The sequence below is a fragment of the uncultured Friedmanniella sp. genome, from assembly GCF_964244005.1.
GTDB lineage: Bacteria > Actinomycetota > Actinomycetes > Propionibacteriales > Propionibacteriaceae > Microlunatus.
Map to the genome: position 1 here is coordinate 1 of NZ_CAXTHG010000006.1, position 14180 is coordinate 14180.

Sequence of the window (14180 nt, forward strand, 5' to 3'; positions counted from 1 at the left end):
AACAACCCGGTCTGGCGGGAGTACCTCAAGGCCGTGATCCGGATCCAGGTCGACGCAGGAGTGGACGGCATCCAGCTGGACGAGGCCGAGCTGCCGCTGGGGGCGATGCAGTACGGCGCCTGCTTCTGCCGCGACTGCAGCGAGGGCTTCCGCGCGTACCTGCAGGCGCTGCCGGCCGAGCGACAGCCCGACGAGCTGGCCGGGGTCGACCTCGCGACCTTCGCGTACGGGCCGTGGCTGCTCGCCCAGGGCTACGACTTCCAGACCGACCAGCAGGCCTCGCCGCTGTTCGGGCACTACTACGCCTACCAGTGCCAGGCCATCGCGCGGCACTTCGCCGAGCTCGCCGACTACGCCCGCGCGTACGGACGGTCCGTCGGCCGGGAGGTGCTGGTCACCGGCAACTTCTTCAACCTCGACGCGCACTACCTGCCGCTGGCCGAGCACACCGACTTCCTGATCACCGAGATGCGCAACACCACCGACCGCCAGCCCGAGTGGTTCCGCTACGCCGACGCGTTCGCCCGGCACGCCGGGGGCCGCGAGGTCGTGGTCGTCGAGAACCCGTACGGCGGAGTGGTGCCCGAGGTGGCGGCGGCGCTCAGCGTGGGCCGCGGCTACGACCGGATGCGGCTCAGCCTCTACGAGGCGGCAGCGTTCGGGGCTAACATGACGGTCCCGTACGGCTCCTGGATGGGCGCCATCCAGCAGGACTCGTTCTGGGCCCCGCACGACCTGCTCGTGGAGTGCCAGCACTTCCTCGCCGACACCGACGGGCTGCGCTCCGCCGCCAGCGCGAACGAGCTGGCCGTGGTGCACAGCGTGCCCTCCAGTCGGGACCTGATCGCCCGGGCCGACGCGAGCGACAACCTGACCAACGCCCGCGACGCCTCCGTTCTGGTCCCCTACCGGGTCGCGACCGAGACGCTGAGCCGGGCTGGGGCGCCCTTCGACGTCGTGCTCGCGACTGACGGCGAGCTGCAGCCCGACCGCTTCAGCGCGGCCGAGCTGAGCCGCTACGCCACGGTGTTGCTGCCCGGCTGCTGGTGGCTGACTGCGCCACAGGTCGGCGCGCTCGAGACCTATCTCGACGGCGGTGGCCGGGTCGTCGTCACCGCGGAGCCGGCGCAGAACCTGCCACCGGACCGGACCCAGCGGCTGCGGTCCCACCCCGGCCTCACCCGGGCCGCGGACACCGACGTCGCCGGGCTGCAGCCGCGCGGAGCCCAGGTGGTGGTCGGCGCGGACCTGGCCGTGAACCTGCAGCGCGTACCCGGCTCGACGGCCGTCGCCTGCCACCTGGTCAACTACGGCTATGACGACGAGGTCGACGCCGTGACCGAGCTGACCGACGTGACCCTGGGGGTCCGGCTGGACGCCCTGCTGGTCACCCAGGCCCGGGTGGTCCGGCCCGGCCGGCCCGACGAGTTCGTCGAAGTCAGGCTCGTCGACGGTCGGCACACGCTCACCCTGCGCCGGGTCGGCGCCTACACCGTGGTGGTCGTCGATGCCCTCCGACAGGCTCAGGCAACGTCGTGAGGATCGCGGAGCTGCGGGGGCCGCGCCAGTTCGTGGTGGTCGACGCCGAGGTGCCCACCCCGGCGCGGGACGAGCTGCTGGTCCGGGTCAGGGCCTGCGGCGTCTGCGCCTCCGAGCTGAGCCCCTGGACGGGAACGGTGCAGGTCGACTACCCGGCCCGGATCGGGCACGAGGTGACCGGCACGGTGGTGGGCCTCGGCGCCGAGGCGACCGACTTCGCCGTCGGTGACCGGGTCGGGGTCTGGGCGACGGGCGCCGGCTACGCCGAGTACGTGACCGCCACGCAGGAGCACTGTCGGCCGATGCCTGCGAGCGTGCCGACCGACGTCGGCCTGCTCGAGCCGATCGCCTGCGCCAGCAACGCTGTCGAGCTGGCCGACGTCCGGCTCGGCGACCGGGTGCTGGTGATCGGGGCCGGCTTCATGGGCCTGCTGGTCGAGCAGCTCGTCGCGCTGCGCGGCGTCAGCCAGCTGATCGTCGCCGACAGCCGGTCGGACGCGCTGGCCCTCGCCCGCACCCTGGGCGCGACCGACACCGTCGACGTGACCCAGGAACCGCTCGAGGCTGCGGTGCACCGGCTCACCGGCGGCCGCGGGGTCGACCTGACGTTCGAGGTGACCGGAGCCCAGGGCGCTCTCGACGTGATGGGCGACGTCACCCAGATGAGCGGCACGCTGGTGCTGGTCGGCTATCACCAGGGGGAGCCGCGTCAGGTGCCGCTGGCGCAGTGGAATTGGATGGCGTTCCGGCTAGTCAACGCCCACTTTCGGGACCCGGCGGTGATCATGCGCGGGATGAGCACCGGGATGGCGCTGCTGGCCACCGGCCAGCTCGACCTGGGACCGCTGGTCACCCACCGCTTCGGACTGGACGCCATCAACGACGCGTTCGCCGCCGCCGTGGCCAAGCCGGCAGGCTTCGTCAAGGCGGTCGTCGTGGTCGATCACGAGGAGGAGCAGCATGACTGAACCCGTCGGCGAGCTGCGGGTCGGCATCATCGGCACCGCGTTCATGGGCGCGGCCCACTCGCACGCCTGGGCGACCGCGCCACGCTTCTTCGACCTGCCGTGGCGGCCGGTGCTGCAGGTGATGGCGGGACGCGACCCCGAGCGCACCCAGGCGGCGGCGGAGCGCTTCGGCTGGCTCGAGACCACTGACGACTGGCGCGAGCTGGTCGCGCGGGACGACGTCGACCTGGTCGACATCTGCAGCCCGGGCGACACCCACGTCGAGATCGCGACGGCGGCGCTGGCGGCCGGCAAACACGTGCTGTGCGAGAAGCCGCTGGCCAACTCCGTCGCCGAGGCGGAGCAGATGACCGAGGCCGCGGCGGCGGCCGCCGAGCACGGGGTGCTGGCCATGTGCGGCTTCACCTACCGCCGCGTCCCGGCCCTGACCCTGGCGCGCCAGCTGGTCGCGGAGGGCCGGCTGGGCGAGATCCGGCACGTCCGCGCCCAGTACCTGCAGGACTGGCTGTCCGACGCCGACGCGCCGCTGACCTGGCGGATGGACAAGTCCCTGGCCGGCTCCGGTGCTCTCGGCGACATCGGCGCGCATGTCGTCGACGCCACCCAGTGGATCACCGGTCAGTCGATCACCGGCGTCTCCGCCCTGCTGCAGACCTTCGTCCACGACCGGCCCTACCCCGACGCCTACGCCACGGGGCTGGCGAGAGGCAGCGGCGAGCACACCGGCCGGGGTCCGGTCACGGTGGACGACGCGGCCCTGTTCACCGCCCGCTTCGACGGCGGCGCGATCGGCGCGTTTGAGGCGACCCGCTTTGCGCTGGGCCGCAAGAACGCGATCCGGATCGAGGTGAACGGCTCGCTCGGCTCGCTGGCCTTCGACTTCGAGGACATGAACGTGCTGCACCTCTTCGATGGTTCGGCCGACTCGCGCACCCAGGGCTTCACCCGGATCGTCGTCACCGAGCCGGACCACCCGTACACCGGCTCGTGGTGGCCGCCCGGCCACGGTCTCGGCTACGAGCACGGCTTCACCCACCAGGTCGTCGACCTCGTCCGGGCGCTGGCCGCTGGCGAACAGCCGCGGCCGTCGTTCGCCGACGCCCTCGCCGTACAGCGCGTGCTGGACGCCGTCGAACGCAGCGCGGCCGCTGAGTCGCGCTGGACCTCCATCTGACCCGCTCCACTCCTCCCACCCCGACAGGAACCGCCTCGATGCCCACCGCTCCCCCCCGTTCCGCCCTCGTCGTCCGCGGGGGGTGGGAAGGACACAGCCCGGTCGAGGCCACCGACCGCTTCCTGCCGTACCTGCGCGACGCCGGGTTCGACGTCCGGGTCGAGGACTCTCCCGAGGTCTACACCGACGCCGAGCAGCTGGCCACGACCGACCTGATCCTGCAGTGCTACACGATGGGGACGGCGTCCGACGCCGCTGTCACCGGGCTGCGGACCGCGATCGCGGCCGGCACGGGTCTTGCGGGCTGGCACGGCGGGATCGCCGACTCGTTCCGCAACAGCGCCGACTACCTGCACCTGGTGGGCGGCCAGTTCGCCTGCCACCCGCCGAAAGAGCCGCACGAGCTCGAGCCGGACGGCGGCGCGGCCAACAACTTCCTGCCCTACACCGTCAACATCTCCCCCGGCGCCGCCGACCACCCGATCGTCGCCGGGCTCGAGGACTTCGACCTGGTCACCGAGCAGTACTGGGTGCTCAACGACGACTATCTCGACGTGCTGGCCACCACCACGCTGGCTGCCCGCGCCGACGACCCCTGGCACCGGCCCGTCACCTCGCCGGCGATCTGGACCCGGCAGTGGGGCGAGGGACGAATCTTCGTCGCCACCCCCGGCCACAGCCTCGACGTGCTCGACCACCCGTCGGTCCGTACGGTGATCGAGCGCGGTCTGCTCTGGGCCAGCCGATGACCGCGTCCGAGCAGCGCGACCTCACCGACACCGTCGTCGCCGTCACCGGGGCGACCGCGGGTATCGGCCGGGCGACCGCCCGGCTGCTCGTCGCGCACGGCGCCCGGGTCGCCCTGCTTGGTCGGCGGGCGGAGCGGCTGGCCGAGCTGACCGCCGAGATCGGCGACGAGCACGTGGTCACCGTGGCCGGCGACGTCGCCGACCCCGAGGTCAACCGGGGGCTGGTCGCGGCGGCGGTCGAGCGTTGGGGCCGGCTCGACAGCATGGTGGCGAACGCAGGCATCGGCTCCTACGGCGGCATCCTCGACATGACCGACGACGAGATCGTCACCATGAGCGGCACCAACTTCCTCGGTACGGTCTGGAGCGTCCGGGCGGCGGTACCGGTGATGCGGGAGGCCGGCGGCGGCGACCTGGTGATCATCAGCTCGGTGGCCGGGCTGCGCGGTGGCGCGATCGAAGCGGTGTACGCGGCGACCAAGTTCGCGCAGGTCGGGCTGGCCGGCTCGGTCGACCGCGAGCTGCGGGCCGAGGGCATCCGGGTCAGCACGCTCTGTCCGGCCGCGGTCTCGACCGAGTTCGCCATCGGCTCCGGCCGCAACGAGGGCGACGCCTGGCTCGAGGACGTGCTGACCGCCGAGGACGTCGCGGCGGCCGTGGTCGCGACGCTGCAACAGCCGCGCCGGTGGCGGACCCAGCTGTGGGCGCTGCGGAGCATGGCCGAGGAGAGCTGATACCGGTGAGCGAGGGGAATGCGCCTCGGCTGGTGGACACCGACGTCCACCAGTCGCTGCCCGACCTTGCTCCTTACCTGCCGCCGGTCTGGCGCGACCGCTGGACCACGACCGGTCTGGGCACCACCACGGGTTATGCGAACCCGCGCGGCGTGCTGCGCCGCGACACGATCCCGCCGAACGGCGGACTCCCCGCCAGCGACCCGCTCTTCGTGGTCAGCGACCACCTCGACCGCTACGACATCGACTACGCCGTCCTGACCGGACCCTTCGTGCTGCCGCTCGGTACGGACCCCGACTACCTGAACGCCATCGCCGCGGCGGTCAACGACGCCACCATCGAGGGCTGGCTGGGCGTCAGCCCCCGCTTCCGCGGCTCGGTGCTGGTCAACGCCGACGACCCGGCCGGCGCCGTGGCCGAGATCCGCCGGGTCGGTGGCCGGCCCGACATGGTGCAGGTGCTGATGGCCTCGACCACTCGCGCCCCGTGCGGTCAGCGGCAGTACCACCCCCTCTACGCCGCGGCGGCCGAGCTCGGGCTGCCGGTGGCGCTGCACCCCGGGGAGGAGGGCGCTGGGGAGGCCTGGCCACCAACTCCAGTCGGCTATCCGACGCGCTACCTGGAGTGGCACAACATGCTGCCGCTGACGGTGATGGCTCAGCTCAACAGCCTGGTCTGCGAAGGCGTCTTCGAGTTGTTCCCCACCCTGCGCGTGGTCCTCGTCGAGGGTGGGCTGTCCTGGCTGCCGCAGCTGATGTGGCGGATGGACAAGAACTACAAGGCGCTGCGCGACACCGTGCCCTGGCTGCGCCGGCTGCCGTCGGAGTACGTGCTCGAGCACGTCCGGCTGACCACCCAGCCGCTGGAGGAACCGTCGCAGCCGGAGCACCTCGGGCAGATCCTGGCCATGATGGACGCCGGTCGGACCGTGATGTTCTCCTCCGACTATCCGCACTGGGACGGCGACCAGCCGCGGCTGGCGCTGCGCCGGCTCGACCCGGTGCTGCGCGCCCGGATCATGGGCGCTACGGCGGCCGAGCTCTACGGTCTGACGGCATGACCGGGCTGACGGGGTGACCGCCCACCGGGTCGCCGCGCTCGCCGACGTCCCTGAACGCGGTCCGCTGCTGGTCCGGCTGGGCGGGATGGAGCTCGGGCTCTACCGGGTGCGCGGTGAGGTGGTGGCCTGGCGTAACCACTGCCCGCACTTGGCGGCGCCGGTCTGCCGAGGCCGGGTGACCGGCACGCTGCTGCCCTCAGCGGTCTACGCCTACGAGCCCGGCCGGGACGGCGAGGTGCTGCAGTGCCCCTGGCACGGCTGGGAGTTCGACCTCGTCACCGGCCGACACCTGGTCACCGGCTCGGACGCCCGGCTGCGCGGCTACCCGGTCGAGGTCCGCGACGGCGAGGTCTACGTGCACACCGCGGTGTGACGCTGCCCCGCCGACACCCGAAGGCGCTCAGCGGTGGTGGTCCTGGCCCGCCGGTCGGGGCGCCTCGGCCCAGAAGACGACCAGGATCTTGAATTCGACCAGCGCGAACAAGCTGATCAGGTACCACCAGCCGCTCCGTGAGGCCGGGGAGTCGAGAGCGCGATCTGCCCGACGAGAGCGGCCCGCACCGTAGAACGTGTCTCTCAGGAGCGGCCGGGATGCCGCCCGATCCGGGCCTGGCCGGCCCGACGGCGCAGGGTGATCCGGTCGATCTCGGTGTACGGCTCGTTGGTGCCGGGCAGTGCGTCGGCGAGCGTCCGGATGGTGAAGGTGGTCGGCTTGCCGAAGGCCGCGGGGACGACGTCGATCGCCAAGAAGGCGTAGTCGTCGTAGCGGACCTGCGACCAGCTGATCTCCTCGGGCACCTTGGTGCCCTGAGGATAGCCGCTGGCGTTGACCGCGGTGCCCTCAGCGGACCAGACATAGCTGTTGATCACGTTCTCGGTGTTGTTCTCGGCGGAGTTGGCCCCGCCTGGCGGGGTGTAGCCGCGGTAGCGCTGGCCCTCGGGCAGCAGCTGCGGACCCTCCGGGGTGACGCCGTCCGGGGCGGGCGCGGTGGCGCTGGGCGCCGGACGGAACGGATAGCGGGGCCGGCCGCCGCTGCCGGCACAGATGTAGGTGACGCCGTCGGCGACTGGGTCGACGGTGGAGCCGTCGGGGGCGGTCCGGGTGGGCTTCCCGTCGCGGATCGGATCGGTCCGCTCGAACAGGTGGTTGTGGCCCTGCACCACCAGGTCGACCTGGTACTTGCTGAACAGCGGGTCGAGCGCGTCGCGCACGCCGCCGTCGGAGGCGTGGTTGTTGGTGGTGGAGTAGGCGCAGTGGTGGAAGAAGGCGACCACGAAGTCGATCCCCGGCGCGACCTCGGGGTCGGTGCGCCAATGCTTGAGCGTGCTCGTCAGCCAGCGCAGCTGGGCGCCGTCGGAATAACCCTTGTTCGTCTGGATCTCGTTGCTCAGCTCGTTGGCGTCGACCGAGATGACGGCGACGTTGCCGTACACGAAGCGGTACACCGACGGGCAGCCGCGCGGCCCGTTCTTCGGCAGGTCCAGCCGGTACGCGTGCCCCCCGTAGCCGTGCTGCGGGCTGTCGCCGAGGAACGCGGTGTTGCCGTAGAGGGGCTCCATGTCGTGGTTGCCGGTGGCGAACATCCACGGCGTGTACGCCGCCTGGCCTTCGATCTGGTTGAGGAAGACGTCCCACACGTACGGGTTGTACAAGTTGGTGCCCGGCTTGGCCGTCGAACCCGGCAGCGCGCCGGTGTCGTCGGCCGGCAGCCCGCTGCCGCCCGGGTCGGCGTAGCAGATGTCACCCGCGAGCAAGGTGAACACCGGACGCTGGGTGGCCATCAGGTTGCTCAGCGTCGCCGCCGGGTGTGGGTCGGTGCCGGTCAGCCCCGCGACCGGGTCAGCGTCGTTGTAGTAGTTGTTGTCGAAGATCCCCTTCGGCCAGGTGCCGCCGGCGGCCTTGACCGTCGCCGGGTCGTCGGCCCAGGCGTAGCGCGGGTCGGTGGGGGCGTTGTTGGTGCCGACGTCGGCGAACGCCGTGAACGTGAACGGCGACGCTACGTCGTGGTGGCCCCGGCGCCGCGCCGGAGCGGTGGTGAAGTACGCCTCGCCGCTGGTCGCGCCGTCGGAGAGCCGCAGCCGGTAGTGGTAGACGGTGTCCGGCCGCAGCCCAGTCAGCGTGGCTTTGGCGTAGAACTGGCTGCCGACCGGACCGCCCGGGATGGCGTACTGGCCGACGAGGTGCACGATCTCGGCCTCGACGCGGTGCCCGAGACGGCCGGCGTCGGTGCCCAGCTCGACGAAGGCCCGCAGCCGCCGCGGCAGCATGCCGTCACGGTTGACCAGCTGAGCCGTGACGGCCATCGCGCTGTCCGGTCGACCGCGGGAGTCGGCGACGAACGACAGGTGCCGGCCCGAGATGACGGTGTTGCTGGTGCCGGCGGTCCCACCGCCCGCGGCGAACGCGGCGTCGGCCAGCTTGAACTGGGCGGCCGCGTAGCCGCCCGCCCCCGCCATCACCGCGGTGAGCAGGGTGCGCCGGCTCACGCTCTGCGACGCGAGCTGACGCGCGTTCCACTCGGTGTACTCGTCGATCGTGCTCGGCTCGCCCGTCCCCGTGATCTGCATACTGGCGATTCTGCCGACGCTGGACGGCGGCTGAGGTGAACCTATAGCCAACCTATGGTGAACTCTCGGCCACGGCGGTCCGGGCCGCGGGCAGCTGAGCGACGGTCAAGGTGGCGACCAGGGCCGCGACATGGCGCTGCTCGACGGTTGGGCGGGCGACGTGGCTGGACGCGGTGATGGCGAAGTGGGCCGGCTGGCCGAGCTCGGTGGTGACGGGCAGGGTGAGGATGTCGTCGGTCGGCAGCCCGTCCCGGTCGACGGGCAGGACGACCCCGTCCCGGGTGACCGAGCCGTCGAGGAGCAGGGTGGTCGCGCCGTCACCGGCCCCGAGGACGAAGCGGCTGCGGTCGGCGTCAAGCATGCCGGTGAGCGCTGCGCACGCTGCCTCGAGCTGGGACGCGCCTTCGCCGGGCGCCGCGGTGCCCGAGGCCAGCCGCAGGGTCCGCAGATAGCTGAGCCGCCGGTCGGCCTCGGCGTGCTGGCGTTGCGCCCACCAGCTCAGCTGCTCGATCGCCGTCCCGACCGCGACCAGCAGCAGCACCGTCGCGATGTCGGAGGCGTTGCCGACCGCGAGACTCCCGTACGGCTGGGTCCAGAAGAAGTCGAAGCCGAGACCTGTGGTGACCGCGGCCAAGACGCCCGCGGGCCGCCGGCCCAGCGCGGAGACCGCCGCCACCACCAGCACGAGGACGAGGGCGACGTGGACCGGGTCGAGGGAACCGCGGAAGGGGGTCAGCAGTCCGGCCACGAGAGGGCCGGCGACCGCCGCTCCGACCCAGACGCCGAGGCTGTGCCGAACGATCCACGAGGGTGGTTCGAGAACGCTCATCCCTTCACTGTGCGCCGGTTCGACCGCGTCGATACCGCCGTCGACCAACCTTGACGCCGAATTATCGGCTGACGGTGGAAAGGAGACTGTCTGGTCGGCCGGATCTCGACACCGCCTCCGTGCCATGATCCGGACTTATAGGCGACCGGTCCGTCCGGATCTCGGGGGGGCGGGGAGTCAGGATCTTAGGATCGACCCCGTGAAGGAACTCTCAGGTCTGATCGGAGGCATCCGGCTCGCCTATGGAGTCGTCGGCGTGGTCACCACGCTTGCCGCCCTGGCCACCAACCGGTCCATCGCCGTGCTCAACACTATGGGTGTCGCTGGTGTCGTCATGCTCGTCGTCGGCGGATCCGTCTGGCAGGGCAGCTCCGCAGCCGATGACTACAGCCGCGTCAGGAACACCGCGATCGCGATGTCCGCAGCGGGCGCCATCGCCGGCCTCCTCATGTTCTTCGGCAGGCCCTTGGACGAGAACGAGAAAGCGTTCGGCTTGCTCACGTTCATTGGAGTAGTCAACGTCATTGCGTACGCCAGCCTGCTGAGTCTCGGCCTCGCTCATCTCAAGAAACGAGCGGGCCCGGCGAAGAAGGTCTGTCCGGAGTGTGCCAATGAGGTCCTGGCGGCCGCACGGAAGTGTCAGTTCTGTCAGTACCGGTTTGAGCCCGTCTGAGCGTCGACAAATCCTGACCGGCAACGGTTGGACGGGCACCCTCGCTCGCGAGCCTCGCGGGCTGTTGTGGAGCGACCCGTCGGCACTATCCGACGAGAGGGCCTCGTCGAGGGCCGAACCGGGCTGCACCCAGCCGCATCCTCTGCCCTGTATCGACTCTCCATGTCCGAGGTAGTCGCGCCCCAGTGCCACGTCAGACGTTGACCCTCTACTGCGTTGCCGCTTGTCCGCCGCTGAGGAGTGGGGACGGCAGCCGCTAGATCGTCCAGGCCTCGGTGTGCACGTCGACCTTGTCGGACCACCGCCGCTATCGTGCGGCCAGCTCGTCGAGGACGTCGGCCGGCAGCGTGCCCTCACCCTGGCTCTGGGTCACCAGCTCGTCCAGGTGCTCCTGCCGGCTCGTGGATCCCACCGTCGCGACCACCTGCGGGGTGCTGCGGACGAAGCGGAAGCAGAACTCGGCCCAGGTCGCGATCCCCGACCGTTCGCAGATGGGGGCGACCTCCGCGGCCCGCTGCTGCAGGTACGGCTTCCACGCCGCGCCGGGGACGTCCCGGAGCAGCTGCAGCGGGTTGTCGTGGGTGATGAAGCCGTCGACGAGCCCGTCGAGGTGGCCGGCGCGAAGTGCGGCGAGCGGCGCGTCCGAGGTCCACGGGAAGATATCCAGCAGAAAGCGCCCGACCAGCCCCTCGTCGGCGATCCGCCGCAGCTCGTCCAGGATCGGTCCCCGTTGACCAAGTCGTCGGCCAGCTCCCCCACCGGGTTGAGCTGACCAGCGCCACCGACGCGATCCCCAGCGGCCTGACGTTCTCCGCGATAGTGCTGCGGACGTCCGCCGCTGTCCAGCACGGCCCGAGCCATCGCGAGCTGCTGCTCGCGGGCCACGTCGTCGTCGCCGAGCCGGGTGGTGCCGTAGATGTAGGGAGGCAGGGTCGGCCAGGGGTCGGGTCGCGGCGGCGACGCTACCCACCGGTCGCAGCCCGCGGCTACGGTCGTGGCGTGACCGCCGAGCCCGCGCGAACCAGCAGCAGCAGCGAGCCCGCCGCCGGCCACGACCGGGTGACCGTCGACGGCGATGTCGTGCACCGTCCGGCCTATCCGTGGACGCCGTCGGTCCACGCTGTGCTGGCCCACCTCCGCGCCCGCGGACTGGACTGCGTCCCGGAACCCCTGGGCATCGCCGACGGTGTGGAGACCCTGTCCTTCCTCGACGGAGAGGCCGGGCCCGCGTGCTGGCCGCACCAGGCCACCGAGCGTGGGCTGCGGTCGGCCGCTCGCCTGCTGCGCCGCATCCACGACGCCAGCCGGGGATGGACGCCGCCGGACGCACAGTGGGGCATCCCGCCCCAGCCGGGTGCCGAGGTGATCTGCCACGGTGACCCCGGACCGTGGAACATGGTCTGGCGCGACGGCGAGGCGGTCGGGATCTTTGACTGGGACTTCGCCCATCCGGCTCCGGCGATGAACGACGTGGCCTACGCCCTGGAGTACGTCACCCCCTTCCGTGGCGACCAGGAGGCGTTGCGTTGGCTCGGCTTCACCCGGCCGCCTCGGCGAGCTCGTCGGATGGCCCTCTTCGTGGAGGCGTACGGCGGGATCAGCAGCCCGTTGCCCCAGCTGGTCGACGCCGTGATCCGTCACCAGGTCGCGGTCATCCAGGTCGACCGGGATCTCGCCGTACGGGGCATCGAGCCGCAACGGACCTGGGTTGCTGACGGCCACCTCGAGACCTTGCAAGGTCACGTCGACTGGTCACGGGCCCATCGCGAGCAGCTGCTCGCCGACCCGCCGACCAGGAGGGGGTGACGCGGCATTCGTTCAGCGGTTCAGGCGTATCCGTACAGGTCGTGGCTGAGCGGGCGCGGCGGGCAGCTGTCGTACAGCTCCTGTTGGAGGTTGAGCGGTTCCGGCGGGCTGATCGCGGCGTAGGGATCCCAGCGGGAGGTGTTCGGGCTGAAGAAGTCACGGATGAAGTCCTCGCGGCTGGGGGCCGGCGGTACGGCGTAGCCGCGCTCACGAAGGCACGGGGCGAGCGCTTCGTAGTCGTAGTCGTAGACGAGGCCGAGCTGGGACGGGGTCCAGTCGGTGGCGTACTTCGGTTTCAGGCTGAAGCGGGCGGCGCACACGTACTCGGCGGTGTTGTAGGCCTTGGCCTGGGTCTCGTCGATGCCATTGGTGCCGTAGCTGAGCCCACCACCGGGTGCGGGTTCGGTGGTGGTGAAGCCGGCGTCGTTGAGGCAGGTGGCCATGGTCGCGTCGTAGGTGTCGATGGTGGTCCAACGGATCAGCCGGACGCGAGGTGGGTGCGGCAGCTCGTCGAGCTTGGCCAGGGCCTGCAGGTTCTCTGCTCTCGCGGCCGCGTCTTGAGCGTCCGTGGTGGGGGGCGGCAGGTCGATCGGGTTCTTCGGCCGCCACCCGGCTGCAGTGAACGTTCCGCTGGTGGCAGGGGCTTGACTGGCCTTCGACCACGGGACAGGGACCGGAATCGGAACCGGCATGGGCAGGACCGAGCAGGCAGAGGTCACCAGCAACGCACCGGCCGCTGTCGTCGTCGCGACCCGCCGCATCCGCAACGCGCTCAGACCAACCATCGCTTCCCTCCGCAGCTGGGTTGACGAGGTTAGTCAAGCACGAGCCGGCCGCTCTACTGAGGTCGCGACGGTGCCCTCAAAAGCGAGACAGCCGCGCATACGTCGCATTCCCGGAAGATCGGGTCACTCGGGCCACGTGACGGGCGCCCCCAGGAGACCGTCGATCTGCGCCAGCGGCTGGATGGCTGCGGGGGGAAAGTCACTCAGCTTGAGCTGGGGAAATCGGGACGTGTGTAGGTGCTGATCGAGGAACCGCTGCCAGCGGCGCAGTCCATCCGTCAGCTGGGCAACGGTGATAACTCCTTGGGTGCACGCGTCCGCGAGCTCGTCCAGGTCGAGCATCCTCGGCACCCGGCCGTCGCAGATCATGACGTCCGCGTAGAGGTCGCGGAGCACGAACTGGTCCTCCGAGTAACGGTAAACGCTCACCAGATCGACGTACCAGCTGTGCTGCTGCTCGTCCGGTATGGAGATGACCGTGCCGTCCGGTCGCGTGGTTCGACACCAGCACGGGATTCCGAACGAGACGCCGAGGTCGAGGAGTGCGTACTTACGCTCGACTCGGCTCCGTCCGGGCCAAAGCTCGAACCGGGCAGGAGCCTGCATCTCATAGGCCAGGACGTTCCCGGATCGCCGACCAGGCAGCGGTCCGAACAAGGGCTGATCCGGGTGCTGGTGCGATCCGAGGAAGACCTCGACCGTCTCGATCTCGTCAGCCAACACCTGCTCATTCTGTCGGGCAGGCGGGACCGCGGGCCAGGCCCGGTCGAACGTTCGCTGGGGCGGTAGAAGAGGTCGACCGTCTCGGTGCCCGCGAACCGCTCGCCCGGAGAGGCTGCGCTCGGTGGTTGCCCACGCAGCCAAGCAGGCGGTAAGCCTGAGGACAGAAAGTGGACCACTAGGGCGACGATCGAGCTGCGACCGGCGCCCCGAGCGTGGGCGGCACACGACACGGGCAGCGGCGCTCTGGTCGGGTTCGTCATGATCAGCGACAACATTCCGGAGCCGATCGACGATGACCAGGTCGGGCCCTAATTCCTGTGGAAGCTGCTGATCGACCGCCCGTACCAGGGCCGCGGGTACGGGACGGCCACCATCGACGCGATCGTCGCGTACCTCGAGCAGCGCCCGGACGCCGACGTCCTCTTCACCAGCAGCGCCTCGTAACGTCACGTCGCTGGTGCGTTGACTCGTGCTGAAACTGTGACCTGTTCTTGCACGCGGGCCGGGGGCGATTGCCTGATGATCTGGACGTGAATCGCGCTGGGCGGGTGGGTCGGGACGTGTTGTCGTA

15 protein-coding genes are annotated in these 14180 nt (G+C 70.8%); 10 read left to right on the forward strand and 5 right to left on the reverse strand.

The genetic code is table 11. The features are described from left to right. The 7 genes from ACFE76_RS05225 to ACFE76_RS05255 form a co-directional block, all read left to right on the forward strand. A partial coding sequence (locus ACFE76_RS05225; protein ID WP_375430690.1) for a hypothetical protein occupies positions 1-1539 on the forward strand: 1539 nt, incomplete at its 5' end. Further along, positions 1536-2507, forward strand: coding sequence for a zinc-binding dehydrogenase (locus ACFE76_RS05230; protein WP_375430691.1), 972 nt, complete (start codon positions 1536-1538; stop codon positions 2505-2507). The genes ACFE76_RS05225 and ACFE76_RS05230, both read left to right, overlap by 4 nt. Then, positions 2500-3681: a Gfo/Idh/MocA family protein gene (locus ACFE76_RS05235; protein WP_375430692.1), complete on the forward strand. Its 1182-nt coding sequence runs from the start codon at positions 2500-2502 to the stop codon at positions 3679-3681. Before ACFE76_RS05230 ends, ACFE76_RS05235 begins: the two co-directional genes overlap by 8 nt. A 38-nt stretch (positions 3682-3719) precedes the next feature. Continuing rightward, positions 3720-4430, forward strand: a complete 711-nt coding sequence (locus ACFE76_RS05240; protein WP_375430693.1) for a ThuA domain-containing protein — start codon at positions 3720-3722, stop codon at positions 4428-4430. Continuing rightward, a complete protein-coding gene (locus tag ACFE76_RS05245) occupies positions 4427-5164 on the forward strand; it encodes an SDR family oxidoreductase (protein ID WP_375430694.1) in 738 nt (245 codons plus the stop codon). The genes ACFE76_RS05240 and ACFE76_RS05245 overlap by 4 nt, the downstream gene beginning before the upstream one ends. A gap of 5 nt (positions 5165-5169) precedes the next feature. Beyond that, on the forward strand, positions 5170-6225 hold the full coding sequence (locus ACFE76_RS05250; RefSeq protein WP_375430695.1) for an amidohydrolase family protein: 1056 nt from the start codon (positions 5170-5172) through the stop codon (positions 6223-6225). 13 nt (positions 6226-6238) lie between these two features. After that, a complete protein-coding gene (locus ACFE76_RS05255; protein ID WP_375430696.1) occupies positions 6239-6598 on the forward strand; it encodes a Rieske (2Fe-2S) protein in 360 nt (119 codons plus the stop codon). A gap of 203 nt (positions 6599-6801) precedes the next feature. Here ACFE76_RS05255 and ACFE76_RS05260 read toward each other — a convergent pair whose 3' ends face one another. Further along, positions 6802-8793 carry a purple acid phosphatase family protein gene (locus tag ACFE76_RS05260; RefSeq protein WP_375430697.1) on the reverse strand — a complete coding sequence of 664 codons (1992 nt, stop codon included), beginning with the start codon at positions 8791-8793 and terminating at the stop codon, positions 6802-6804. 52 nt (positions 8794-8845) lie between these two features. Then, on the reverse strand, positions 8846-9622 hold the full coding sequence (locus ACFE76_RS05265) for a DUF4118 domain-containing protein (RefSeq protein ID WP_375430698.1): 777 nt from the start codon (positions 9620-9622) through the stop codon (positions 8846-8848). A gap of 199 nt (positions 9623-9821) precedes the next feature. Between ACFE76_RS05265 and ACFE76_RS05270 the strand changes: the two genes are divergently transcribed. Next, entirely contained in the window at positions 9822-10295 is a 474-nt protein-coding gene (locus ACFE76_RS05270; protein WP_375430699.1) for a zinc ribbon domain-containing protein, read from the forward strand. Between the two features lie 307 nt (positions 10296-10602). On the opposite strand, the gene ACFE76_RS05275 is transcribed toward ACFE76_RS05270, so the two are convergent. After that, on the reverse strand, positions 10603-11265 hold the full coding sequence (locus ACFE76_RS05275) for a hypothetical protein (protein WP_375430700.1): 663 nt from the start codon (positions 11263-11265) through the stop codon (positions 10603-10605). Positions 11266-11294: 29 nt separating this feature from the next. Here ACFE76_RS05275 and ACFE76_RS05280 point away from each other — a divergent pair, with 29 nt between their 5' ends. Next, positions 11295-12101, forward strand: coding sequence for a phosphotransferase enzyme family protein (locus ACFE76_RS05280; RefSeq protein ID WP_375430701.1), 807 nt, complete (start codon positions 11295-11297; stop codon positions 12099-12101). Between the two features lie 20 nt (positions 12102-12121). Here ACFE76_RS05280 and ACFE76_RS05285 read toward each other — a convergent pair whose 3' ends face one another. Together ACFE76_RS05285 and ACFE76_RS05290 are read right to left on the reverse strand one after the other, a co-directional pair. Continuing rightward, positions 12122-12793: a hypothetical protein gene (locus ACFE76_RS05285; RefSeq protein ID WP_375430702.1), complete on the reverse strand. Its 672-nt coding sequence runs from the start codon at positions 12791-12793 to the stop codon at positions 12122-12124. 216 nt (positions 12794-13009) lie between these two features. Continuing rightward, positions 13010-13315, reverse strand: a complete 306-nt coding sequence (locus ACFE76_RS05290; RefSeq protein ID WP_375430703.1) for a hypothetical protein — start codon at positions 13313-13315, stop codon at positions 13010-13012. Between the two features lie 621 nt (positions 13316-13936). Here ACFE76_RS05290 and ACFE76_RS05295 point away from each other — a divergent pair. Then, positions 13937-14053, forward strand: coding sequence for a hypothetical protein (locus ACFE76_RS05295; protein WP_375430822.1), 117 nt, complete (start codon positions 13937-13939; stop codon positions 14051-14053). The last annotated feature ends 127 nt before the right edge of the window (positions 14054-14180 follow it).